The sequence below is a fragment of the Thiothrix sp. UBA5583 genome, assembly GCA_002425225.1.
GTDB lineage: Bacteria > Pseudomonadota > Gammaproteobacteria > Thiotrichales > Thiotrichaceae > Thiothrix > Thiothrix moscowensis.
On record DILV01000014.1, the window covers coordinates 1 to 24,495 of the forward strand.

Here is a 24,495-nt window from a genome sequence, read left to right on the forward strand (position 1 = left end):
GGGCATCTCCCAGGAAAAACTGCCATGTTACCTCGCCTTCTTTGAGTGCCTGCACAACATCAGGAAACGGGGGCAAGCTGCGTTACATGCCTTGTTGTCACTGCTGCTCGGCTAAGACCCCGAAACACATAATGAGCCAAAACTTTTTATCAAAGTAGGGTGACTCTAGCGAACTTGCGCTTACCCACTTGAAAAACAGCAGAAATACCTTTTTGAATCATAAGACTACGGTCTTCGACCTTTGCTCCGTCAATTTTCACCCCTCCCTGCTGAATCATGCGCAAAGCATCTGACGTACTGCCAACCAACCCCGCAGCTTTTAAAAGCGTGGCAATTGCCATACCGCCGCTTTCTGCATTCAGACTGATTTCCGGCATTTCATCAGGCATTGTGCCTTTCTGGAAACGGGCAATGAAGTCCTCACGTGCAGCAGTTGCCGCACTTGGGCTGTGGAAACGGGCAATGATCTCTTCTGCCAGCAGGAACTTGAGGTCACGTGGGTTCGCACCCTGCTCCACATCCTGCCTGAAACGTCTCAACTCAGTCAAAGGCCTGAAGCTGAGCAACTCAAAATAGCGCCACATCAATTCATCCGAGATCGACATGATTTTGCCAAACATGTCGTTCGGCGCATCAGTGATCCCGATATAGTTACCTAGCGATTTGGACATCTTATTGATGCCATCCAGCCCTTCCAGCAAAGGCATGGTCATGACAATTTGCTGTTCCTGCCCGTATTGGCGCTGCAATTCACGCCCCACCAGCAGGTTGAACTTCTGGTCTGTCCCCCCCAGTTCCACATCTGATTTCAAGGCAACCGAGTCGTAACCTTGCACCAGCGGGTAGAGAAACTCATGAATGGCAATCGACTGACCCGATTTGTAGCGCTTGCTGAAATCATCACGCTCCAACATTCGTGCCACAGTATATTTTGCCGCCAACTGGATCAGCCCTGCCGTACCGAGCTGGTTCATCCAACTTGAGTTGAAAACAATCTCAGTTTTATCAGGATCCAGTATCTTGAAAATCTGCTCTTGGTAAGTCTGCGCGTTTTGTTGAACCTGCGCTGCCGTCAACGGGGGACGGGTAGCCGATTTTCCGGTTGGATCACCGATCATCCCGGTAAAATCACCGATCAGGAATAAAATATGGTGTCCGGCCTCCTGAAACTGGCGCATCTTGTTTATAAGTACTGTATGGCCTAGATGAAGATCAGGTGCAGTAGGATCAAAACCCGCCTTGATGCGCAGGGGGCGACCCTTTTTCAGTTTCTCGGCAAACTCGGATTCGACCAGAATTTCCTCGGATCCGCGTCCTAATTCGCTGATTATGTCAACAATTTGATCCATCTAGTAAGCTCCAAGATTGACAATATTCCAGATTTGACTTCAAAATCCGGTCTAGCTTAGCAGTTTTCCTGATATTTAGGCTATGCTAGGAAAAGTGTCAGTGACTTTGTAGACAAAAGGCTGTGCCACTGATAGTTCAGGGCGAATTCAGTCTTGACCCGCTAACCTCCCGTAGGTTAGCAGTTTATGCCTTATTTTTAGGCATAAACATAAAACACGATTTTGCAAACACGGAGTAAGAACCTTGTTACCGTTTAAACGCAGGCCGCCGTCCTCCAGCACCAAAAAAGGCTGGGATGAGGCCATGAAGCGCTACAACCTGCCGGTTGGTGGCATAGAAGTGGTCATTCTGGGTGATTACAAACCAAAACAACAAAAACAGCAACGCAAACCGGAATCAGTCAACAGAAAACATACCGCATCTGCGAAGCCACCCGCCAACAGAAAACCTCTCCGTTACATCGCTACCCGCTCTTTGTTCCTGGCTGTTGGCTTGGCCACACTAGGCAACATTCCTGTGTACTCCATGATCAGCACACCAGACGATGGCAAAGTCTTGAACCTGGTTTCCCAGCCAGACAGCAATTCACCCGGACAAGTACTGAAAGATCTCAGTCTGCCTGCTGTTGCTGTTGAGTCCTACTCAGGCTACGCCGTCGATGCCTTGCAGGATGCACATCAGGGCAACTGGACGATGCACGTCGTAGGTGAAGACGATACACTTAAATCCATCATGGCAAAGCTGGAGCTCAGCAAGACAGCCAAAGCCTTACTGGAAACCTCCAGCATTCAAGAATCACTCGCCGAGTTAAAAACGGGTTCACGCATTTTTGTGCAAGTAGTTGATGATCATCTTGACCAACTGATTTACGCCAAGAACGAGCACCGCGCCTATATCGTTTCCGCTACTGATAATGGTTACACAGGTCAATGGGACGAAGAAGCCTTTGCCATGCGTGAATCAAAGATTGCATTTACCGTCAAGCACTCGATCCCCAAGGATGGCAAGGCGGCGGGCTTGTCTGGCTCTGTCGCTCGCCAGATCAACCATGTATTCCGCAAGGATGTTGATTTCAGGAAAGGTGTCAGGGTTGGTGACAAGGTTGGGGTTATTTTTGAAGATTTCCAGTACCAGGGGAAAAGCATCTATACCGACAAGGTGCTAGCAGCCGAATACTCCAACAACAAGGAAACCTGGCAACGCATCCGTTTTACGCTGGCTGATGGCAAGACTGACTATTTCCGCCCGGATGGTGACACCGAACTCAAACGCACGGCATTTGAACGCAAACCTGTCACGGTCGGGCACATGAGTTCCGGTTTCGGGATGCGCAGTCATCCGGTATTCGGGTTCCGCAAATCCCACGCTGGAACCGATTTTGCTGCCCCTCGTGGTACACCAATCCACGCCACTGCCGATGGTAGCGTTAAATTCATCGGACGTCAGGGCGGTTATGGTAATGTGATCGAACTGCGGCATATGGACGGTATTACCACCCTCTACGGGCACATGTCCGGCTTCAAGGAAGGCTTGCAGTCAGGCAATTCCGTCAAACGTGGGGATGTGATTGGTTATGTCGGCTCGACAGGCACATCCACAGGCAATCACGTTCACTATGAATACCGTATCAACGGTGAGCCACAGAATCCGATGTCTGTTGAACTGCCTCAAATCGGCATCATGTCGGAAGCCGAGATGAAAGACTTCAAAAACTTTGCATCTTCGATGGTGGAACAACTTGCTGACATACGTAAACTCGCAGCAGCAGAGCAAGCTCAAAAAGACCAGAAAGGGGGCTAAGTAGCCCCCCGCTCACTCGGATTCTTCCATCCACGCCATCTGGATGGCTTCAAGAATCTTCTCGTTGGACTTGTTAGGATCATCGCTGAACCCTTCCAACGCCATCACCCATGTGTGTAAATCCGTAAAACGGATATAACGCGGGTCAACATCCGGGTGTTGCTCATAAAGTTCAATGGCAATATCCAGTGTATCTGTCCATTTCATAGCCAATCCTCCTGCTTAGTGATGTTCTGACACCATATTAATGGTGTACTTGGGCAATTCAATCACCAAATCTTCCGTTCCGACTTTCGCTTGGCAGCTCAGGCGCGAATCGGGGTCTACGCCCCACGCCTTGTCCAGATAATCTTCTTCGGTATCAGTAGCTTCGTCCAGCGAATCGAAACCTTCTCGGATATACACATGGCAAGTCGTGCAAGCACACGACTTCTCGCAAGCGTGTTCAATGTCGATACCGTTTTCAAGGGCAGCGTCACAAATGCTGATACCGGGCGCAACCTCAAACACCGCCCCTTCCGGGCAAATGTCTTCGTGCGGTAAAAAAATCAATTTTGGCATGGTGTTATCCTTGGAATTCGTCAACCCGATGACCCGCCATCGCTTTGCGGATACTGCTGTTCATGCGGCGTTCGACATAGCTTTCTGCCGCTTTTTCCAGTGCTTTGATACCGTCTTCGATGGCACGGAAATCTGTGCCTTGGCGTAATTGCGCCAATTGCTCACGGGCATCCAGCAAAACGGCGCGTTCGTCGGCACTCAGCAATTCATTGCCGTCGGCTTGCAACGCCGCATCAAGGGCTTCGATGGAACGGTCAGCTTCGACCTGCTGTTCCCGCAAGCGGCGAGCCTCCATATCATCGCGGGCATGGGTCATGGAATCGCGCAACATGGTTTCGATTTCATTGTCGCTGAGACCGTAGGAAGGTTTCACCTCCACCCCCGACGTAATACCGGTGGTTTGCTCTTGGGCAGTGACGTTGAGCAAGCCATCTGCATCCACCTGGAACGTCACGCGGATACGCGCCGCACCTGCCACCATCGGCGGAATGCCACGCAACGAGAAACGCGCCAACGAACGGCAGGTTTCCACCGTATCGCGTTCGCCTTGCAGCACGTGAATGGACATCGCAGTTTGCCCGTCCCTGAAGGTGGTGAATTCCTGCGCCCGTGCCACCGGAATGGTGGTATTGCGCGGAATGACTTTTTCTACCAAGCCGCCCATGGTTTCCAGCCCCAACGAGAGCGGAATCACATCCAGCAGCAGCATATCGGAATCGGGTTTGTTGCCCGCTAGCACGTCGGCTTGCACCGCTGCACCAATTGCCACCACCCGGTCGGGGTCAATGTCGGTCAGTGGCGGTTTGCCGAAAAACTCGGCGACTTGTTCACGCACCAGCAGCACGCGGGTTGAACCGCCAACCATGACGACATCTTTCACGTCATCTTTGGCGAGGTTGGCATCACGCAAGGCACGGCGGCAAGCCAGCAAAGTCTTTTTCACCAGCGGCTCAATCAGGGTATTCAGGTGGCTGCGGGTGAGTTCGCCTTGCCATTCACCCAGCACAACCGTAACGGATTCGGCATCCGTCAGTGATTCTTTGGCATTGCGGGCAGCCACCAGTGCGGTACGCAGAATTTTTTGCTCAGCACTGCCTGCCAATCCGGCTGCCTGCAACAGCCATTCCGCAATAGCGTGGTCGAAATCGTCACCACCCAGCGCGGAATCGCCACCTGTTGCCAACACTTCAAACACGCCCTTATTCAGACGCAAAATGGAAATGTCGAACGTGCCGCCACCCAAATCGTAGACAGCAATCACGCCTTCCGCGCCTTGATCCAGCCCGTAGGCGACCGCCGCCGCTGTCGGCTCATTCAGCAAACGGAACACATTCAGACCAGCGAGTTTGGCGGCATCCTTGGTGGCTTGACGTTGCGCATCATCGAAATACGCCGGAACAGTAATCACCACCCCGCTCAAATCGCCACCCAAGGTATCTTCCGCCCGCTGCTTAAGGACGCGCAAAATATCAGCGGAAACCTCCACTGCCGACACCGCACCCGCAGCCGTCTGGATGCGTGGCACTGCCGAGTCACCCGTCACGAACTGGTAGGGCAAATGCCCGCCCAATTGTTTCACATCCGCTACCCCGCGCCCCATCAGGCGTTTGGCGGAAGCGATGGTGTTGAACGGGTCTTCGGCAAGCATCGCTTTCGCTGCATCGCCCACTACCGGGGCAGCATCCACCGCATAACGCACCACGGAAGGCAACAAATGCCGCCCTTGTGGGTCAGGGAAAGTGTCCGGTTGCCCGCTGCGCACACTCGCCACCAGCGAGTTGGTTGTGCCGAGGTCGATGCCCGCCGCCAGCCGATGCTGGTGCGCGGTGGTGGACATACCGGGTTCGGAAATCTGTAGTAATGCCATGAGTGTCCTAGAGGCTGTCTTCCAGACGTTCTTCGCGTTGGCGCAGGTCTTCCCGCAGACGTTCAAAGAAGCGCATTTTCAGCAAGGTGTTTTTGGCAGTCGGGAAATCTTGCGCCGCCCATGCACTGGCAAAGCCATTTTCGAGGGCTTGCAAGGTCGCACGGATCTCTGCCCCCACCGCATCCAGCGCGGCAAACGGGTCGGCGGCAAGCTCTGCGTCCTCAAGGGATTCGCGCATTTCCATCTGCTGCATCAGGAAAGCGGGGTCGGCGATGGTGTCGCGCTCGTCGTTGATTTCCACCCCGGCGGATACCAACAGGTAACGCGCCCGCAAGCGTGGCTGGCGCAAGGTTTCATAGGCTTCGTTGAGGTGCGAGGTAATTTGCACCGCCAGCCGCCGTTCCTGGTCACTGCCACTGGCGAAACGGTCGGGGTGGTATTGCGACTGGAGGGCGCGGAAACGCCCCACCAGTGCTGCATCATCCAGCACAAACTGGTGCGGCAAGCCGAACAGGGTGAAATAGTCCTGTTGCAGTTCTGCCAGCATCAGACGGTAAAGCTCTCACCACAACCGCAACGCGCTTTTTCGTTGGGATTGATGAACTTGAAGCCTTCGTTCAAGCCTTCGCGGGCGTAATCGACTTCCGTACCGTCAAGGTACACCAATGCTTTGGGGTCAACGATGACTTTCACGCCGAGGCTTTCAAACACGGTATCCTCAGCCTGAAGCTCATCCACAAATTCCATGACGTAAGCCATACCGGAACAACCATTGGTTTTCACCCCTAAGCGTAACCCCAAGCCTTTGCCACGGTTGGCAATGAACTTGTTGACGCGGGCAGCGGCAGATTCAGTCAAGGTAATCATGTTATTCGCCTGCCTGTTTCTTCTGGTAGTCTTCAATCGCGGAACGGATCGCGTCTTCCGCCAGTACCGAACAGTGGACTTTCACCGGGGGCAAATCCAGTTCCGCCGCAATATCGGTGTTCTTGATCTGCTTGGCTTCTTCCAGAGTTTTGCCTTTGACCCATTCGGTCAGCAGGCTGGACGAGGCAATCGCCGAACCGCAGCCGTAGGTCTTGAACTTGGCGTCTTCGATAATGCCCTGCTCGTTGACCTTGATTTGCAGTTTCATCACGTCACCGCACGCGGGTGCGCCAACCATGCCTGTGCCGATGTTCACATCTGCCTTGTTGAAGCTGCCCACATTGCGGGGGTTTTCGTAGTGGTCAATGACCTTTTCACCGTATGCCATGTTTCAATCTCCAAACCAACTATTAATGCGACACCCATTCAACCTTGCTCAGGTCGATGCCTTCCTTGAACATTTCCCACAACGGGGATAGTTCACGCAATTTTTCGACGGCGGCGTGGATGCGTTCAATGGCGTAATCCACTTCCTCCACCGTGCTGAAACGCCCCATCGACAGGCGCAGGGAACTGTGTGCCAGTTCATCACTACGCCCCAGCGCACGTAACACGTAGCTCGGTTCAAGGCTGGAACTGGTACAGGCAGAACCGGAGGACATTGCCAGACCTTTCAACGACATCATCAGGCTTTCGCCTTCCACGTAGTTGAAGCTGATGTTGAGGATACCGGCAACACGCCGCTCCAGATCGCCGTTTACGTACACTTCCTCGATGTTTTTCAAACCGTCATACAAACGGTTACGCAGCATCAGGATACGGTCATTTTCGGCGTTCATTTCTGCTTTGGCAATACGGAAGGCTTCGCCCATGCCGACAATCTGGTGGGTAGGCAATGTACCGGAACGCATCCCGCGCTCATGACCGCCGCCGTGCATTTGCGCTTCAATACGCACACGCGGCTTGCGGCGTACATACAGCGCACCGATACCTTTCGGGCCATAAATCTTGTGGGCGGAAAAGCTCATCATGTCAACTTTGAGGGCTTCCATGTCGATCGGCACTTTGCCAGCACTTTGCGCGGCATCAACGTGGAATACCGTCTTGTTGGCGCGGCACATTTCGCCAATGGCAGCGATGTCCTGAATCACGCCGATTTCGTTGTTGACGTGCATGATGGAAACCACGGTGGTATCCGGGCGCATCGCCGCTTTCAATTTGTCGAGGTCAACCAGGCCGTTGGGTTCAGGGTCAAGGTAGGTGACTTCAAAACCTTCGCGTTCCAGTTGGCGGCAGGTATCCAGCACCGCTTTGTGTTCGGTCTTGCAAGTAATAATGTGCTTGCCGCGACGTTCGTTGAAATGCGCCGCACCTTTGATGGCAAGGTTGTTGGATTCGGTTGCGCCACTCGTCCAGACGATTTCCTTGGCATCGGCATTAATCAGTGCAGCAACGTCGGCACGGGCAGCTTCCACCGCTTCTTCCGCTGCCCAGCCAAAGGCATGGCTTTTGGAGGCAGGGTTGCCGAAAACGCCATCCAGTGTCAGGTGTTTCATCATTTTTTCGGCAACACGCGGGTCAACCGGGGTAGAGGCGGCGTAATCGAAATAGATGGGTGTTTTTACTTCACTCATTGGGCTTGTCCTGCACTGAACATTAATGGGTATGCGTAATAGAACGGAAATCAATGCGCTTGCTGCCTTGCCGTGCTGCCGTTTCCTGCACTTCCAGCTTGGAGGTCATGTCGGCAAGGGTAATTTCTGATAGGAATACCCGGATCTGGTTGCTCAAATCCATCCACAAATCGTGGGTCAGGCAACGTTTGTTGTCCTGGCAATCACCCAGACCACCACAGCGGGTTGCATCCACATGCTCATCCACCGCGCTGATGATGTCAGCCACCACAATGCTGGCAGGGTCGCCATTCAACTGGTAGCCACCACCGGGGCCACGCATACTGACTACCAGCCCGGCCTTGCGCAGCTTGGCAAACAGTTGCTCCAGGTAGGAAAGTGATATATCCTGCCTTTCCGAAATTTCCGCCAGCGACACTGGCTGATCCCCATTGTGCAAGGCCAGATCCAGCATGGCCGTTACCGCATAACGACCCTTGGTAGTCAGTTTCATGATGATGTTCTCCGTTCACGCTGAGTGGCATCCTAACAATACTTGACAAATTTAGTCAAGTATTCGGATTCAGATTATCCCTTTTGGACTATCAGCCTGTTCTGTGCCTATCCCCAAACCACTTAACAACAACAGAATCAGCGGAAACTCCAGCCACGCATGGACACCAGCCGCCACGGCATACAATTGCCGCGCCGCCTTGAAATCCGTCATGAAATACACGGTCAGGCTCAGGGACACCGCCAACATGCCCCATAACCAGAAACGCCCTGCCGGGGCTGCCAGTGTGGTGGGCAACAAGCGGATAACGCTGTAGTAATGCAAACACTGCGCCAGCACCAAAGCGGACAACGCAGCCGCAAACCCGGACGGCAAATGCTGCTGTAACCAGCTTGCCTCACTTGGCATCCACCAGCCTGTCGTTTCCGGTGCAGGCATACCCGCCAGCAACAGCAAGATCATCACCAACACGGGCAAGCTGAACAAGGCCAGCAGTACCGTTCTTGCCGGAAATACACTGAAATATTGACCATGAGCCACCAGCAACAACGGGGTAAAGTTATGCACAATCGCCAGAAACACCAGCACCCCGAGAACATCACCCTGTTCCACCACCCACAACAAGGCTGCACCCAAGCCAACTGCCAACCCTGCCAGTAAACCGGCACGTAGTGTCCCTACCCGCCAGGCCATGCCTGCTGCCACCCACAGCAACACAACCAGCGTCAACACATCGACCAGCAAAGTCAGGTCAACCGTCACCCAACCCGCCCATGCCCCCAGACGGCTACTGGCCTGTATGCCCAGAATGCCCCACCATGCCAGCCACATCCCGTTGGGAATATGCAGGCGGTAAGTCTGACGTATCCAGTGTAACTCCCACAACACATGCGGCAAACCGAACAGGGTCAGGGCAACAAGGTACAAGGGTAGCGGTGCAAGCATGGCGGCGCATACCAACCCGACAGACACCATACCCAGCTCCCAACCTGACAAGGCAAACGGCTGATGCTCGCTTACGCCCATAGCAATACTCCAAACAGTGCGGATGCGAGATTGACCACTAACGATAAAACGCAGGCACGTTGCCAGCCCAGCCGCAAACCAAAGTGGAATACCAACGCTTCCAACAGCCACACACCCGCTTCAATCGCCACAAACCAGACCGGATAATGCGCGGTCTGTAATAGGACGCTGGCTACCCACGACAGTTTCCATGCCAGTGGGTGAGTCAAACAGGAGGCCAGCAGCGCAACCGGCAGGCTACGCACCCAAGCGATATGCCAGCGTCTTGCCAGCAGCATGACCAGCGGCACTTCCACCGCCAGCGTCATGCCCAGCGCAGCGGTTTGCGTCAGGCTCATGCTGAGGAATTACTTACAGGCTTTGTGAGAAAATTTTCTTTATTGTCCCAACCGGGGTGTATGTCCGTTCCGGGGCTTTGCTGGCAGGCTGGCAACTCAACAGCAGGCGCACTTGCGGGCGTAAACGGTAGCCTTGCTCATCCTGACTTTCTGCGCACACACCGGGGTAGGATTCCGGCTTGCCATTATGGGTCAGCTCGACCGTGCAGGCATCACCCGCTTTTTTCTGTGTACAGAAACGGTCAGCCACTTTGGGGAATGGTGGTGTCACGCTGAAAGTATCAGGAATCTTGCGGTCAATTTCCACGCTGTCGGTGCGCTGGCATTGCAGGGAAATCTTCAACCCGGTCAGTTCACGCTTGCATTGACCGTTGCCACCACCTTCAAAGGCGTTGCCCGGCAAGGTGCAGGCTGCATCAATCGCCTTGTCGGTGCAGTACTGGTCGGTCTGGTCGAAAATACCGGGATTGTCGTTGAAACGTTTTTGCGCTTCCGCCACTTCAGGCAGGATGAGATCTGCCACCGCGCTGTGAGCCAGTAGCAGGCACACTGCCGTCAGGGAAATTTTCAGTGTTGTTTTCATGGGAACTCCCTCCATCAGAACTTATTGGGTTGAGTTGGAAGCCGCCGTTTTGCCTTGGTCTGAGCCGAAACCTTCGGCTTGCAACATGGGCAACGGCACAACTTCCAGCTTGCCCCCCAAACGATGAACTTCTTCGCACAGTTTGTCCATGCGTTCATCCATCAAATGGATATGGTCAAGCACCCGGTTGACTGCGTTGGCTACCGGGTCAGGCATGTCCTGAGTTGCACCGTAGGCATCGAAACCCATTTTCTCAGCGATTTCTTCACGGCGTTTTTCGTGCAGCTTGCGCGGGGTAATGATTTTGCCGGGAATGCCGATGACGGTTGCACCTTCTGGCACATCTTTTACCACCACCGCGTTGGAACCGACCCGCGCACCGTCTGCCAGCGTGATGGGGCCGAGGATTTTTGCGCCTGCGCCGATGACCACATCATTGCCAAGAGTGGGGTGGCGCTTGCCTTTTTGCCAACTGGTTCCACCCAAGGTAACGCCGTGGTAAAGGGTGCAGTCATCACCGATTTCAGCCGTTTCACCGATCACCACACCCATACCGTGGTCGATGAAAAAGCGCCGCCCGATGGTTGCACCGGGGTGGATTTCGATACCGGTAAACAGGCGGGCAACGTTGGAAAGCACCCGCGCCAACCACTTGAAACCGTTACCCCACAACCAGTGGCTGACACGGTGAATCAGGATGGCATGGACGCCGGGGTAAGTGGTGACGATTTCAAAAACGTTGCGGGCAGCGGGGTCACGATCAAAGATGCAGTAAATGTCTTCGCGGATGCGGGCAAACATGCGATTCCTCAAGCTGTGGCGGGGGTAAGACAGCGCATTATGCCTGCATCCGCCGGGCTGCGCCAATGGCTGCCTGCCCAAGGGCAAGCCCACCATCGTTGGCAGGAGCACGTGCATGGGTCAGCACCTGCCTGCCCTGCTCCGCCAGCCTTGCCAGCAAGCCGTTGAACAGCAAGGCATTCTGCAACACACCCCCTGACAGGGCGACCGCCTGTATGTCGGGATGTTCGGCACACAGCTTGCCTGCCAACTCGGCAACGGCATGAATAATCCCCTGATGGAAATGTGCAGCAATGGCAGCACGCGGATAGCCTGCCTGCAAATCCCTGAGCAATTCATACCACATGGGAGTCGCGTCAAGTTGCCATGCACCGCTGGGGCTGCGTTCCAGCCCAAACGGATACGGCGCAACCATTGGCAGCCATTGTGACGGAGTCGCGGCTTCCAGTTCGATGGCAGCCTGGCCTTCGTAACTGATAGCGTCACGGCTGAAACCGAGTGCCGCCGCCACTGCATCAAACAGCCGCCCGCAGGAACTGGTCAGTGGCGAATTCAAGCCGCGTGCCAGCATGGTTTCCAGCGTTGCCAGCGGTTGTGCTTGCAGGAAATCGAACAGTTCCAGCCCGTTACAGGCAGCACTGACTTCCTGCCAGCCGAGTTGCCGCAGGTGCGCCCAGGTATTGCGCCACGGTTGCAGAATGGCTTGCGTTCCACCCGGCATCGGTACGGGTTTAAAATGCCCCAGCCGCTGGTAATTGGTGTAATCCACCAGCAGGAACTCGCCGCCCCAGATCGTGCCGTCATCACCATAGCCCAGCCCATCCAGCACAATGCCCAGCACCTTGCCGCCCTGCAAAGGCCAGCCATTTTCCGCCATGCAGGCGGCAACGTGGGCATGATGGTGCTGCACTGCGAGCAGCGGCAAACCCTGTTCCCGCGCCCACTGTTGCCCCAACTGGGTGGAGCGGTAGCCGGGGTGTTTGTCCACCACGATGGCAGCAGGCTGATGCCCGAACAACTGCCGGTAAAGCTGCAAGGTATGCGCGTATTCCTTCCAGGTACGCATCTCTTCCAGATCGCCCAGATGCTGGGAGAGGATCACCTGCCCGTCACGCAATAGGCCAAAGGTATTCTTCAACTCGCCACCCATCGCCAGCAGCGGAGGGGAAGTGGCGAAACCTTCCGGCAAGGGCAAGGTTTCGGGGGCATAACCACGGGCGCGGCGCATGATGCGCGGTTTGCCTGCCAGCACCCTGACCACGGAATCATCCACCCGGTTGACGATCGGGCGGTTGTGTAGCAACAGGTAATCGGCAATGCCCTGCATCCGCTGGCGGGTTTCCTCCACACTGATGCATTGCGGCTCTTCGCTGAGGTTGGCACTGGTCATCACCAGTGGCGTGTCCCAGGATTCCAGCAGCAGGGCGTGCAGCGGGGTGTAGGGGAGCATGAAGCCAAGCATGGGGCCGCAAGACACCCCCCACCCTAACCCTCCCCCGCAAGGGGTGAGGGAACCAGAAACTCCATCTGGCTTCTTGCTCCCTTCACCCCTTGCGGGGGAAGGGCTGGGGATGGGGGGGATCTTACGTTCCAGCAACACAATCGGCGCATGTTTGCTGCCCAACAGCGCCGCCTCTGCCTCTCCCACCCGGCAATACTGCCCGATCACCCCCAAATCCCGTGCCATCAGTGCCAGCGGTTTCTGGTAACGGCGTTTGCGGCGGCGCAATTCAGCCACTGCGGTTTCATTGCTGGCATCACAAGCCAAATGCACACCACCCAGCCCCATGATGGCAAGGATCTGCCCTGCCCGTAGCAAGCGGCTGGCGGTATCAATGCAATCCCGTTCCCCGTTGCGGGCTTCCATCTGTTGCCCCGCCATGTCTTCCAGCCACAGTTCAGGGCCACACACCGGGCAGGCATTGGGCTGGGCATGGAAACGGCGGTCAGCAGGGTTGGTATATTCCTGCTGGCATTCGGGACAGAGGGTGAAGCCGGACATGCTGGTGTTGGCACGGTCGTAGGGGATGCCCTGTACAATGCTCAACCGTGGCCCGCAATGGGTGCAATTGGTGAACGGATAACGGTAGCGGCGGTTGTGCGGGTCGAAAATATCGGCATGACAGGCTGGGCAGATGGCTGCATCCGGCACGATGCCGGTGTGAATGTCACCTTCGCCACTGGCAATAATGCGGAAATCATCGTGCGGGCAATCCGCCACCAGCGGTTCTGTCTGAATGCTGTCAATCCGTGCCAGCGGGGGAATATCGGTATGCAAACCATGCAGGAAGGCTTTCAGCGCGGCATCACTTCCCCACGCTTCGACCAGTACGCCGGAACTGTCGTTGCACACGGTTCCGGCAATCTGGCAGTCATGCGCCAGCCGCCAGAGATTCGGGCGGAAACCCACCCCTTGCACCAGCCCGCTGATGCGGATGCGCCGTGCCATCACTCGTCAATACGCGCAGCCAGATGCGCCCAATCCATTTCCTGCAACACTTGCGCCTGCTGCTGGATATAACGGTGCTGCATGGCAACCTGTTGCTGTGCCGGGGTGGTGAAACCGTGGAAGGGCAGCATCGCCGCGTAAGCCGCATCCTGATGGTACTTGATGGGTGTCAGCACATCCTCGCGGCGGGTGTGGAAAGCGTCTTCACCTTCCGCACACACCTGATCGAACACATTGAAATGGCGGCAAGCCAGCGGGCGCATCGGGTGGACGCTGCACACACCCTCCAGCAGGAACGGGCAAGGGTTGCCGGGAACATGGCTGGCAAGCTGTGCTTTCAGGCGGTTACGTGCATCCGCTGGCATGATTTTGCTGACGTACCAATACAGCCCCAGCATTTCCAGCGGGAAAATCGGGATGGTAGTGTGGCTCTTGCAGCAACTGGAGCAGCCCTTGGCACAAGCCAGTTTGCGACCTTGGCGTTCTGCCTGCTCGATGCCTTTGGCTACCCCGACATCTGCACGGTAGTAAGCATCGAAAGCGTAGCCCAGCCACTTGTTGGCGGCTTCTTCGGCAGGAAACTTCAGGCGCTGGGGTTTGCCGTAGGCGGGTTTTTTGCTCATTAGTGGTTCTCTGTGTGGCGGTATTGTTTGAAATTCTCCGCCTGCGCGAAGATTTCCTTGTAAACCTCATCGCGGTCAACCGGCGGGTAGCCGTGCTGTGCCAGCAGGATAATCAGGTCAACTTTCAGTTCGGCTTTGATGTCATCACGCTGGTTCCAGTCGGTGTATTTGCTCTTATCATCCACGACCGCTTTCACCGCTTGGGCGAGAGTTAACAGCTTGTCTTCCGGGTAAGTGAAATCGTATTTGACTGCCAGCCCCTTGAGGATGTCGTAGAAAGCCTTTTCCTCGAAGTCGATACCGAGGTCGGCGAAGGATGCCTTTTCACGTTGCAGGGCGTGGAACAGGTCGATGATTTCGTTGGCGAAGTCATCCAGCACGTTGCTGACCAGCACATTCTGTTCGTCGCGCTCGTTGTAGCGGTCGACCAGCGCCTTGAACTGTTTGGAAAAGTCCACGCCCTTGGCGCGGTTGGTCTTCTTGAATTCGGCGATGGCGCGTTCGAGTAGCTGTTGCAGCAGCTTGATTTTGGTGTTGGGCAGTTTGATCTTGTCAATCTTGGTGAGGTAGTCGTCGGAAAACAGGTCGACTGCCCCGGCATCCTCATCGCCCAGCTTGAAGATTTCCTCCACCCCATCGCTTTGCAGCGCGTCTTTGATCATGTCGCGCACTTTGGCGTTCATCTGCGCGGTGTCGGGCGCATCGCCACGGGTGAGCTTGAAAACGATGGAGCGCACCGCCAAGTAGAAGTGGATGCGGTCGCGTTCCTGCTGGGTGAAAGCATCACTGCCGGAACAGATGTCGTAAGCTGCCTTGAGGCGTTTCACCAGCCCCATGAAACGCTGTTCGAGCTTTTGGGTAAGCTGTACGAATTCAGCGGCAAGATTCAGGCATTGCAATTGTGCTGTCGGTGCGCCGTGGAAATACGGGCTGCTGTCGAAGGGGTGGAACAGCTTGTCGAGCAGGTCGAGCTGATCCTTGGCGGCGATGATGGATTGCTGGATTTCCTCGAAGTTGTCTGCGTCGCCCTTGGAATATTGCTTGAGCGCCTGATTCATCTGTCGCTTGATGCCGATGTAATCCACCACCAGCCCCTTGTTCTTGCCCGCAAACTTGCGGTTCACGCGGGAAATGGTCTGGATCAGGCTGTGGCGCTGGATCGGCTTGTCGATGTAGATGGAATCCAGTTCCGGCACGTCAAAGCCAGTCAGCCACATATCCACCACGATGGCGATCTTGAAATTGGATTTCGGCTCCTTGAACTGGCGGTCAAGTTCCTTGCGGTATTCCTTGGTTCCCAGCAGCTCGTACAGCTCCTTGGGGTCATCCTTGCCGCGTGTCATTACCAGTTTCAGGCGTTCGATGGGCTTGAGTTTGTTATTCCCCCCATCCCCAACCCCTTCCCCCGCAAGGGGGGCAGGGGCTTTGTCCTGAGTATCTTGCTCCCTTCCCTCCTTGCGGGGGAAGGGCTGGGGATGGGGGGTGGAGGATGGAGATCGTGAGGGTAAAACCTCAGCCCACTGCGGGCGCAGGGCGATGACTTCGCGGTAGAAATCCCAGGCGATTTCGCGCTTGCTGCACACGAATAGGGCTTTGCCTTTGAGGGTTGCGCCTTCGGCTACACGGTTGTCGTAATGTGTGACGAAATCGGCGGCGAGTGCCTTGATACGGTCAGGGTCGCCGAGGATTGCGCCCATATTGGCAGAGGCTTTCTTGCTTTTCTCAATCTGGTAAGCGCTGGCTCCATCTTCCGCGCATTGCTGGTAGTAGGCTTCGATTTCCTCCAGCTTGCGGTTGTCGAGGAAAACTTTGGCGGCACGGCCTTCGTAGACGATACGTACCGTGATGTCGTCCCTGACCGATTCGGTCATGGTGTAGCTGTCGACGATCTTGCCGAAAACATCCAGGGTTGCATCCACCGGCGTGCCAGTGAAGCCAACATACGTGGCGTTAGGCAGCGAGTCGTGCAGGTATTTGGCGAAACCGAAAGTGCGCTTCACTCCTTGTTCGGTGACGCGGATTTTCTGGTCGAGGTTGATCTGGCTGCGGTGGGCTTCGTCGGAAATGCAGATGATGTTGCTGCGTTCCGACAGCAGTTCGATGTCTTCGGTGAATTTGTGGATGGTGGTGAGGAACACGCCGCCGCTGGTGCGGCCTTTGAGCAGTTCGCGCAAATGCTGGCGGCTTTCCACGCTGATGATGGCGTCGTCACCGATGTAGCTCTTGGCTTTGACGAACTGCCCGGAAAGCTGGTCGTCGAGGTCGGTGCGGTCGGTAATCAGCACGATGGTCGGGCTGGCGAGTTCCACACTGCGCATCAACAGGCGGGCGAGGAACAGCATGGTGTAGCTTTTGCCGCAACCCGTTGCGCCGAAATACGTGCCGCCCTTGCCGTCGCCGTGCGGTTTGCGGTGTTGCAGGATATTGTCGTAGAGCTTGGTGGCGGCGTAATGCTGCGGGTAACGGCACACCACTTTGTCTTCCTTGCGGGAAGCATCCGGCAAGTAAATGAAGTTGCGGATCACGTCACGCAGGCGGCGCTTGTCGAACAAGCCTTGGATCAGGGTATGCAACGAGTTGATCCCATCCACCGCCAGATTTTCATCACCCGTGACCTTGCGCCAAGCGTAGAAAAATTCGTAGCGGGCGAACAGTGAGCCAACCTTGCTGTTTACCCCGTCCGAGATCACACACAGGGCGTTGTATTTGAGCAGTTCGGGAATATCGCGGCGGTAGCGGGTGGTAAGCTGCACGTAAGCGTCATGGATGGTCGCTTCTTCGCGGATGGCGCTTTTGAACTCGAACACTACCAGCGGCAGGCCGTTGATGTAGAGGATGGCGTCGGGGATGCGTTTCTCAAAGCCTTCGATGTCGAGCTGGTTGACCAGTTTGTAGCGGTTTTTGCTGTGGTAGCTGGCCTGAAAGTCATCGCCAATTTCTGCCACCGTTCCCGCTGCGGGAATGCGTTGTGCGCTCAGGTCGCTGTAGTCGATGAGCTGGATGTAGAGGTCTTTCTGGCTGCGGTCTTCGCGCTTGAGCAGGAAACCGTCGGCGACCAGCTTCATGATGGCCTTGTTGCTGTCGTACAGGTCGGAGGCGGGCAGGTTGTCGAGGTGGCGCACGATCTGCTCGATTTCACCGGATGTGATGCCCTCAACGGCGTAGCGGTTTTGCAGGTAGGTGCGCAGCTCGTCTGGCAGCAGTACATCCTGCGGGTTGCGGGTCAGGGTGTCGCCGCGCACATGCGGGTAGCCCTGTGCGCCCAGCAGGGTGATGATGGCTTGCTCCAGTTTTTCCTCGGTGAATTTCGCCACTATCTTCTCCGTCGCCGGGGTGTTTCTACCGGGGCGACAGGTTGATAGGCTTTCAAGCCTTGATCCCCTGTCAGAATTTCAACCTCAAAGCGTAACTGGGCGTAATACTCCGCAACATCCTTGATGGTGGCGTCACCGATGGAAATTCTTCTGGCCGCCAGCGTTGGCCAGCTTTCCGCCAGAGCTTTCAAACCTTCTGGCGACCATAATTCAGACTGGTGGGCAAATGCTGCCCATGGTTCCTGATCCTCTGCGCTCTTGCACATGATTTCTGCCAGCGCGTCAGCCCGTTCTTTGCGGCTATGGGATGCCTGGGCAATATGGTTGCCGGTTTCAATGATGGTGGCCAGAGGCAGGACAAACGTTGTATTGGAAGCCTTTTCCCGCTCAATCTTTGCGTCGACTCGCTGCTTGTCCCATCGGTCATGATCAGGCCCGCAAGAGTCCATGCCGGGGACATCTAGCCATACACAGAGGATGCTGGTATCAATGATCAACACTTTGCTCACTGTTGATCCTCCAGTTTTAAGGCTGATTCAATCCGCCCTTCGCTACTCAGTTTGCCGAGACTACCTAAAGCCAACAGTTTGGGGAGTTGTTGTAAATCTTCCAGTTGCTTGAGTTCACTGACGCCAGAGTTTTCATCACGATGCGCAACGGTAATGAATGGCAACATGCGTACTCCGGCAGCATCCAGCAAGGCTGGGTTATGTGTGGTGACGATGACATCAATTTTCCGTTCCATGCCCAGTGTTTTGAGCATATCCAGCAGAACATAAGCGCGGGATGGATGCAGGCCGTTATCAACCTCTTCAATTACCAGCAGGCTACCGGGTTCGCGGGTCAACAAGGCTGCCACGATGCCCAGATAGCGCAAGGTGCCGTCTGACATGCCACGGGCGTCAATTTCATGAGTAGCGTTAGCTGACCATCCTTCCTCGCAGTACAGCATGGCGTCTGTATTGAACTTTCCAACTGTTTCAGTCCAGACTCGTTGAATGTCACGTTCTGGTAATGCCCGTAGGTAACGGGTCAGTGTTTGCTCCACTTCCTGTTTGCGTGGGGCTTCCAGTCCGGCTAACACGCCAGCGATATTGGAACCATCCGCCAACAATTTATCAGACAAAGGGGTGTAATCACGCATATGGCTGGGGATGGGGTCAAACACAAAAATGCGCTGGAGTTGAGTGAGTACATGGCGGGAGGCTTCCTGTACTTCCTTGCGTAAATTAAGGGTATCCGCTTGGCTCAAGATTATATGTGTGCGATTCAGGTCAACCCGCTTGCCGCTACTGCGGGTTCCAGTGGAAAAATAGGCTGGAATCGCTGGCGTATTGGATTCTTCGTGTTTAGTACCGAACAGAATTTTCTCAATTGGATCGCTACGTGTGCGATGGTTGATTGCCACCAATTCCTCGCGAAGTACCTCCGCTTTTGTGCCGTTGACTTCCACAGTCAGGTGGTAACGGTAATCCTGTTTGCTGCTTAGACCATCAGTAATGATTTCCAGCGAGAATTGGCGGTTGGGTTTCAGGCATACCCACTCCATGCCTCCACGCAGTGCAGACAGACTGACATCACCGTTAATGGCTTGGAAGATACCGATACCCAAACTGACGCGATGCAGAAAAAGCAATGCATCCAGCGTGTTGGATTTGCCACTGGCATTAGTGCCGATGATGATGGTCAGCGGGTCGATGTAGAGCGTTGCCTCATCAAAGCTCTTCCAGTGTTTCAGTTTCAGTTCTTTTATCACAACAGGCTCCTTAAACTTGTCAGCCAGTGTTAGTTTATAGACTTTTTCAACATTATAGCTCCACCTCAACCGGCGGGTTCCGCACCCGGTAGCGTTCGTCCAGAATGCAGGCGTTGATGAACAGGGTCTTGCCGACTTTCTTTTTGCCGTAGGCTTCGTGGATGTGACCGCTGGCGTGGATGCGCGGTTTGATGCGTTTGATCACGTGTAGCAAGTCTTCGCACCCGGCGTTGAAACCGTTGTAACACTGGTCGAGGATGCCGGACGCGGGGCCGTGGGTAATCAGCACGTCAGTACCGGCGGGGATTTTGTCCCAGTGTTGGCGGATGGCTTCACCCCGTTCGCGGTTAAATGCCCAGTTCATGAATTCGGGTTGGATGGGCGAACCCCAGAATTTTACCCTATCAATTTCAATGCCGGAGTCGTTGAGGTAAATGATGCCGTATTCTTTGAGGATGTGTTCGGCGATTTTGCGGCGTTTGTCTTCAAAGCACCAATCGTGGTTTCCGGCAATCACAATCTTGTGGGTGAAGGGCTGCGTTGCCATGAATTCGGCGAACAGCAGCGTGTCGTCCAGCGTACCGCGTCCGGTGAAATCGCCGCAGTGGATCAGCACGTCGCCTGCGCCGATGGCAGGTAGCCTATCGTGCAGGGAATGGGTGTCGGAGAGGAAAGTCAGTTTCATGGCCTTGATTCCCGAGCGAACATGTCGGTGGCTTCATTGCGCTGCATGAGTTGTTGTTTCAGTTCGCCGAGCGCCTGCATGGCGATTTCAGGTGTGGGCAGGATGCCGCCGGTTTCGCCGTTGGGTTCTTCCAGCAAGCCTTCGTCATAGCGTTGCAACCAGAGGAAGGTTTGGGTGTAACGGCTGACGATTTCGACCAGTCCGCGCCCGGCGTTGGTATCCAGTTCGGGGCTTTGGGCGGCTTTTTTGATCAGGGCTAATGCCTGTTCGAGTTCGGCGGCGTTTTGGTCGAAGCGTTGGCGGTTGAGGGTGTAGCCTTGCACCAGATGTTCGCGCAAGCGCTGGGTTGCCCAGACGCGAAACTGTGTACCTCGTTGTGATTTGACACGGTAGCCGACCGAGATGATCACATCCAAATTGTAGTGTTCAACTTGATAGGTTTTGCCATCCGCCGCAGTTGTCGCAAAATTTGCGATAACTGAAGGTTTGTCTAGCTCCCCTTCCTTGAAAATATTAGTGGTATGTTTGCCGATCGTTTTCACATCACGATCAAACAACTCTGCAAGCTGAAGACGGTTTAACCAGACTGTTTCTGCATCTATCTGAACATTGATTTGGGTTTGACCATCAGATGTCTGGTAGATTTCGATTTGTTTTTTGTTCATTCGCAGCTTCCTGATTTATAGGGATAAGTCTCGGCATCCAATGCTTTGACTCTGGTAAGCAAGTCAGATAAGGCTTGCACTGCTGTGGGTGAAAGTTTCAGATACGGGCTTTTGCTTTCAAGCGCCGCTTCGATACCTGCAATCAGACAATCAAAGTCCCAACTGTATAAGCCAAGTGGCCTGACACCTTTGTAGTTATAAATCCTGTCATCCAGTCCAAAACATTCGGTAAAATAACCGGAAATATCCTGCAAGGCATCTAATTCATCGCCTTGAATCAGAACATTTACTTTTATGTCGTGTTTTCCGGGTTTCATGGTTGTATCTCCTCCACCAGCTTTTCCGCATCTGGAATCCGCAATTCGCCGGATAGCAGCTTCGGCAGCAGCGCATCCCGTAATTGAGTCAAAGTAATATTTTGTAGCTCACTCCGCAAAATTGACTCTAATAAACTATCTGTTTGTAGGCCAAAGCTTTTTAAAATCTTACTGCTAGGTAACAACGTAGTTAGCCCCTCAAAAGTTGCTTTGTTGATGATTGGCATTGTTGAGCCGCTACTACCCAATGAAAATATTTCCTCCCTGCGTCCTCTCAGATTAAACAGGAGATAATTTCTATACTCATGTTCATGAAATACGATGGAGTTTATTTGCTGATTTGTATAAGAGTCGCTGGGTGCTACGATAGTTTTTCCCATTTGACTTCCAATACAAGTAACACTCAGAGAACCAGAGGATATTTTTTGTTTCTTTATGGAATCCTGTCCTGATGCACTCAGAAATCGGTTGGTTTTGGTAAGAAATAGCTGATCGTCAATATCAGTTGGTGTAATAAAGGGCACGCCATGTTCACTGTAAGCATCGCTAATTGCTTTTGGAGGAGTTTTACCGGTAACAACCTTTCCAAAATCTTTTATTGATCCAACCTCCCACCCCGCCGGTATCCACCCCATTTCCTCCGTCCACACAAACGCAGCAGGAAACAGCGCGGCGATGTCCTCCGGCAACGGCTTGCGGGCATCGCCCAAGGCTTCACGGGCGGCGGCCTTGTCCTGAAGTTCGTCCGGGATAGGATTGCCTGCCGCCAGCGCGTTATCCAGCACCGGGTCGAAGTCCACAAACCAGCTTTTGAACAGGGCTTGCGCCATGGCTTCCAGCGTGGCGTTCATCTGGCGGTTAATTGATTCTTTTCCCTCTATTGGTATGAGCTGTGAAATGATTTTCTCTTGCTCTTTTAGCGATGGAACAGGTATCGGAAGTTTCTTGATTGTTGAAACATTAAGCCGTTCAGCAACGGTTCCGTCCCGAAATCCAAGTAAATATCGTTGAAATGTTGTTGAGTTTATCCAGATTCTTAAAAATGAGCTTTTAATCAGCTCTGATTTTGGGCGCAATAAGACCATTCTCTGGCCTAAGCAGACATTTAAGTTTTCCGGTACTTCTGCTGCATCACCAAAATAAGTCCCTTCTCGACTCAGTAAAATATCACCATGTACTGGTATGGTTCGTTTAGTTCGATCTGCATAAGCCTCTTCTGAAACAAATACTGCATTGGATACATCAAGAAATCCGCTTCTGATGTCTTGGGTGCGAACCATATAGTAATTACTATGCCCAACTAATTTTGGGGTAGAGTGAGGGCAATCAAAAATGTCTTCACAAATGCTTTCCAAAGATAGAAGATGCCAATTCGGATTAATTTCTTGAAAAAGTGATTGGGCAGTAATAGCGTCAGGCATCGGCTACCTCTGCCAGAATGGTTGAGGAAGAAACCCCTCCTAACCTCCCCTTATCAGGGGAGGAACAAGAGGGTGGCACGTCTTTCTTGCTCTCTTCCCTGATAAGGGGAGGGCTGGGGAGGGGCTTCTTCGCTGGCATGGAGTTGGTCATCAGACGGCACTTTCCTTCACGATATACTCACCACTGGTTTCATGAATCCAGTATTGAACTACGTCGATATACTTTTCGGCAAACTGGCGTGGTGTGAGGATTTCCAGATTATCTACACGCACATTCAGCAAGTCGCTGTCTCCACTGACCAAAACTGGGGCGGAGGCGACCAAAGCTGTTTCGATGAATTTGTTGTCATCAGGGTCACGGGAAAACTTGAGTTCATTGGTAATTTCAACCCATCCTGCATTCATCGCATAATCGTTCAGGAATAGCTTGCGTTCTTCAATTGTCACGTAACGGTCAAATTTAGGCCGCCACAGACGGGTTTTCAGCTCATCAAAAGTCTCAGTGCAAAAAATCAATTGCCGGTTATCCAGTAACCAACTGACAACCTCACCGATGAATCCATGCGGGCGAATCACAAAACTGAGCAAAACATTGGTATCAACAACAATCGGCTCAACTTTCATCAGCTAACAGCTCTTCCAGCATTTCCTCTGTCAGCCCCATTGCCTCTGCACGTTTCCCGACCTGTTCCGCTGTTTTCCGTAAGCGGTCAGCATAAAACTGACGCATCTGCTCATAGTCTTCCGGCGGCATCATGATCCCCACCAAGCGCCCCCGGCGGGTAACACCAATCGGGCGTCTTTGGGCTTTGTCGATAAACTCACCGAAGTGGGTTTTTGCTTCATTTGCAGTCATTGTTTGCATGACCTGTCCTCCTTATTTCAGTAACGACTATTTTAGGCGAATCGTTCGATTCAGTCATTACGAGCGGAAGGGTTTTCTCCATAACCCAGCATGTCCAGATTCTGGCGGATCACCGCATCCAGCCGTTCCGCTGCCTGCATCTGCTGGTAGAGCGTGCTGCTCAGTTCCGCCATCCTGGTTTCAAAGGCGATGCCGTCGTCTTCGATTTCAGCCGCACCGACGTAGCGCCCCGGCGTCAACACGTAGTCATTGGCCTTGATGTCGTCCAGCGTGGCTGCCTTGCAGAATCCGGCTTTGTCTGCGTAGTTGCCGTCTTTCTTTTCACCGCGCCAGGCATGATAAGTGCGGGCAATCTCGGCGATGTCGTCGCTGGTCAGTTCCTTGTGGGTGCGGTCAAGCATCGTCCCCATGTTACGGGCGTCGATGAACAGCGTTTCACCGCGTCGGTCACGGAACTGCTGTTCTACCTCGCCCTCCGGGAGAAGGTTGGGGTGAGGGCTCTTGCTCTTGGTCAGGAACCACAAACACACCGGAATCTGCGTGGTGTAAAAGAGCTGCCCCGGCAACGCAATCATGCAGTCGACCAGATCGTTTTCGATGATCTTGCGGCGGATTTCACCTTCCGAGTTGGTGTTGGTGGACATGGAGCCATTCGCCATCACAAAGCCAGCCACCCCGTTGGCGGAGAGCTTGGCAATCATGTGCAAAATCCATGCATAGTTGGCATTGCCAGTAGGCGGTACGGCGTAGCCCGACCAGCGCGGATCAGTGGTCAGCTCATCCGCCCCGCGCCAATCCTTCAGGTTGAAGGGCGGGTTAGCCATGATGAAATCGGCTTTCAGGTCGGGGTGCTGATCCTTGAAAAAGGTATCGGCTGGCACATCGCCCAGGTTCCCGGCAATGCCCCGGATCGCAAGGTTCATTTTCGCCAGCTTGTAGGTCGTGCCGGTGTTTTCCTGCCCGTAGATGGAAATGTCTTTCTGGTTGCCGTGGTGACTTTGCACAAACTTGACCGACTGCACGAACATCCCACCCGAACCACAACATGGGTCATAAATGGGTGTGACCGGAAGTGATGCT

Annotated in this window: 26 protein-coding genes and 1 pseudogene; 2 read left to right on the forward strand and 25 right to left on the reverse strand. The window is 54.1% G+C overall.

The window, feature by feature from the left end; translation table 11 throughout:
* Nucleotides 1-115, forward strand: a pseudogene (locus B2U47_RS17290) (IS1595 family transposase); the annotation flags it as partial.
* A gap of 34 nt (nucleotides 116-149) precedes the next feature.
* On the opposite strand, the gene tyrS reads toward B2U47_RS17290, so the two are convergent.
* Nucleotides 150-1,349 carry a tyrosine--tRNA ligase gene (gene tyrS / locus B2U47_RS04480; protein ID WP_296677699.1) on the reverse strand — a complete coding sequence of 400 codons (1,200 nt, stop codon included), beginning with the start codon at nucleotides 1,347-1,349 and terminating at the stop codon, nucleotides 150-152.
* 244 nt (nucleotides 1,350-1,593) lie between these two features.
* Here tyrS and B2U47_RS04485 point away from each other — a divergent pair, with 244 nt between their 5' ends.
* A complete protein-coding gene (locus B2U47_RS04485; protein WP_296677697.1) occupies nucleotides 1,594-3,150 on the forward strand; it encodes a M23 family metallopeptidase in 1,557 nt (518 codons plus the stop codon).
* Between the two features lie 12 nt (nucleotides 3,151-3,162).
* Here the strand turns inward: B2U47_RS04485 and iscX are convergent, their stop codons facing one another.
* The 24 genes from iscX to B2U47_RS04605 form a co-directional block, all read right to left on the reverse strand.
* A complete protein-coding gene (gene iscX, locus B2U47_RS04490; protein WP_296677694.1) occupies nucleotides 3,163-3,363 on the reverse strand; it encodes a Fe-S cluster assembly protein IscX in 201 nt (66 codons plus the stop codon).
* 9 nt (nucleotides 3,364-3,372) lie between these two features.
* Complete coding sequence (gene fdx, locus B2U47_RS04495; protein ID WP_296677692.1) at nucleotides 3,373-3,711, reverse strand: ISC system 2Fe-2S type ferredoxin; 339 nt, start codon at nucleotides 3,709-3,711, stop codon at nucleotides 3,373-3,375.
* Between the two features lie 4 nt (nucleotides 3,712-3,715).
* Nucleotides 3,716-5,578, reverse strand: a complete 1,863-nt coding sequence (gene hscA / locus B2U47_RS04500; protein WP_296677689.1) for a Fe-S protein assembly chaperone HscA — start codon at nucleotides 5,576-5,578, stop codon at nucleotides 3,716-3,718.
* A 7-nt stretch (nucleotides 5,579-5,585) separates the two neighbouring features.
* The gene (hscB, locus tag B2U47_RS04505; protein WP_296677684.1) at nucleotides 5,586-6,125 is read right to left on the reverse strand and encodes a Fe-S protein assembly co-chaperone HscB; all 540 of its coding nucleotides are present in this window, start codon (nucleotides 6,123-6,125) and stop codon (nucleotides 5,586-5,588) included.
* Nucleotides 6,125-6,445 carry an iron-sulfur cluster assembly protein IscA gene (gene iscA / locus B2U47_RS04510; RefSeq protein ID WP_296677681.1) on the reverse strand — a complete coding sequence of 107 codons (321 nt, stop codon included), beginning with the start codon at nucleotides 6,443-6,445 and terminating at the stop codon, nucleotides 6,125-6,127. The genes hscB and iscA overlap by 1 nt, the downstream gene beginning before the upstream one ends.
* Nucleotide 6,446: 1 nt before the next feature.
* Nucleotides 6,447-6,833 (reverse strand): Fe-S cluster assembly scaffold IscU, encoded by a 387-nt coding sequence (iscU, locus tag B2U47_RS04515; protein ID WP_296677678.1) that lies wholly within the window; start codon nucleotides 6,831-6,833, stop codon nucleotides 6,447-6,449.
* A 22-nt stretch (nucleotides 6,834-6,855) separates the two neighbouring features.
* Complete coding sequence (locus B2U47_RS04520) at nucleotides 6,856-8,079, reverse strand: IscS subfamily cysteine desulfurase (protein ID WP_296677673.1); 1,224 nt, start codon at nucleotides 8,077-8,079, stop codon at nucleotides 6,856-6,858.
* Nucleotides 8,080-8,101: 22 nt separating this feature from the next.
* Nucleotides 8,102-8,572: an Rrf2 family transcriptional regulator gene (locus B2U47_RS04525; RefSeq protein WP_296677671.1), complete on the reverse strand. Its 471-nt coding sequence runs from the start codon at nucleotides 8,570-8,572 to the stop codon at nucleotides 8,102-8,104.
* A gap of 69 nt (nucleotides 8,573-8,641) precedes the next feature.
* Complete coding sequence (locus tag B2U47_RS04530; protein ID WP_296677668.1) at nucleotides 8,642-9,598, reverse strand: hypothetical protein; 957 nt, start codon at nucleotides 9,596-9,598, stop codon at nucleotides 8,642-8,644.
* A complete protein-coding gene (locus tag B2U47_RS04535; RefSeq protein ID WP_296677665.1) occupies nucleotides 9,589-9,936 on the reverse strand; it encodes a hypothetical protein in 348 nt (115 codons plus the stop codon). The genes B2U47_RS04530 and B2U47_RS04535 overlap by 10 nt, the downstream gene beginning before the upstream one ends.
* Nucleotides 9,937-9,949: 13 nt before the next feature.
* Entirely contained in the window at nucleotides 9,950-10,519 is a 570-nt protein-coding gene (locus B2U47_RS04540; RefSeq protein WP_296677663.1) for a hypothetical protein, read from the reverse strand.
* Nucleotides 10,520-10,540: 21 nt separating this feature from the next.
* Nucleotides 10,541-11,320 (reverse strand): serine O-acetyltransferase, encoded by a 780-nt coding sequence (gene cysE / locus B2U47_RS04545; RefSeq protein ID WP_296677660.1) that lies wholly within the window; start codon nucleotides 11,318-11,320, stop codon nucleotides 10,541-10,543.
* 37 nt (nucleotides 11,321-11,357) lie between these two features.
* Complete coding sequence (locus tag B2U47_RS04550) at nucleotides 11,358-13,769, reverse strand: carbamoyltransferase HypF (protein ID WP_296677659.1); 2,412 nt, start codon at nucleotides 13,767-13,769, stop codon at nucleotides 11,358-11,360.
* Complete coding sequence (locus tag B2U47_RS04555; protein ID WP_296677656.1) at nucleotides 13,769-14,392, reverse strand: YkgJ family cysteine cluster protein; 624 nt, start codon at nucleotides 14,390-14,392, stop codon at nucleotides 13,769-13,771. The genes B2U47_RS04550 and B2U47_RS04555 overlap by 1 nt, the downstream gene beginning before the upstream one ends.
* Nucleotides 14,392-17,706 (reverse strand): type I restriction endonuclease subunit R, encoded by a 3,315-nt coding sequence (locus B2U47_RS04560; protein WP_296677654.1) that lies wholly within the window; start codon nucleotides 17,704-17,706, stop codon nucleotides 14,392-14,394. The genes B2U47_RS04555 and B2U47_RS04560 overlap by 1 nt, the downstream gene beginning before the upstream one ends.
* The gene (locus tag B2U47_RS04565; protein ID WP_296677651.1) at nucleotides 17,706-18,215 is read right to left on the reverse strand and encodes a hypothetical protein; all 510 of its coding nucleotides are present in this window, start codon (nucleotides 18,213-18,215) and stop codon (nucleotides 17,706-17,708) included. The genes B2U47_RS04560 and B2U47_RS04565 overlap by 1 nt, the downstream gene beginning before the upstream one ends.
* Nucleotides 18,212-19,462, reverse strand: coding sequence for an AAA family ATPase (locus B2U47_RS04570; protein WP_296677648.1), 1,251 nt, complete (start codon nucleotides 19,460-19,462; stop codon nucleotides 18,212-18,214). Before B2U47_RS04570 ends, B2U47_RS04565 begins: the two co-directional genes overlap by 4 nt.
* 52 nt (nucleotides 19,463-19,514) lie before the next feature.
* Complete coding sequence (locus B2U47_RS04575; protein WP_296677646.1) at nucleotides 19,515-20,147, reverse strand: metallophosphatase domain-containing protein; 633 nt, start codon at nucleotides 20,145-20,147, stop codon at nucleotides 19,515-19,517.
* Nucleotides 20,144-20,812 (reverse strand): virulence RhuM family protein, encoded by a 669-nt coding sequence (locus B2U47_RS04580; protein ID WP_296677643.1) that lies wholly within the window; start codon nucleotides 20,810-20,812, stop codon nucleotides 20,144-20,146. Before B2U47_RS04580 ends, B2U47_RS04575 begins: the two co-directional genes overlap by 4 nt.
* Nucleotides 20,809-21,129: a hypothetical protein gene (locus B2U47_RS04585; protein WP_296677641.1), complete on the reverse strand. Its 321-nt coding sequence runs from the start codon at nucleotides 21,127-21,129 to the stop codon at nucleotides 20,809-20,811. The genes B2U47_RS04580 and B2U47_RS04585 overlap by 4 nt, the downstream gene beginning before the upstream one ends.
* Nucleotides 21,126-22,550 carry a restriction endonuclease subunit S gene (locus B2U47_RS04590; protein WP_296677638.1) on the reverse strand — a complete coding sequence of 475 codons (1,425 nt, stop codon included), beginning with the start codon at nucleotides 22,548-22,550 and terminating at the stop codon, nucleotides 21,126-21,128. The genes B2U47_RS04585 and B2U47_RS04590 overlap by 4 nt, the downstream gene beginning before the upstream one ends.
* A 150-nt stretch (nucleotides 22,551-22,700) precedes the next feature.
* Complete coding sequence (locus B2U47_RS04595) at nucleotides 22,701-23,174, reverse strand: putative toxin-antitoxin system toxin component, PIN family (RefSeq protein ID WP_296677635.1); 474 nt, start codon at nucleotides 23,172-23,174, stop codon at nucleotides 22,701-22,703.
* Complete coding sequence (locus tag B2U47_RS04600) at nucleotides 23,164-23,415, reverse strand: type II toxin-antitoxin system Phd/YefM family antitoxin (RefSeq protein WP_296677633.1); 252 nt, start codon at nucleotides 23,413-23,415, stop codon at nucleotides 23,164-23,166. Before B2U47_RS04600 ends, B2U47_RS04595 begins: the two co-directional genes overlap by 11 nt.
* A gap of 50 nt (nucleotides 23,416-23,465) precedes the next feature.
* Nucleotides 23,466-24,495 (reverse strand): N-6 DNA methylase (locus B2U47_RS04605; protein WP_296683009.1); only part of this gene is annotated, 1,030 nt, incomplete at its 5' end.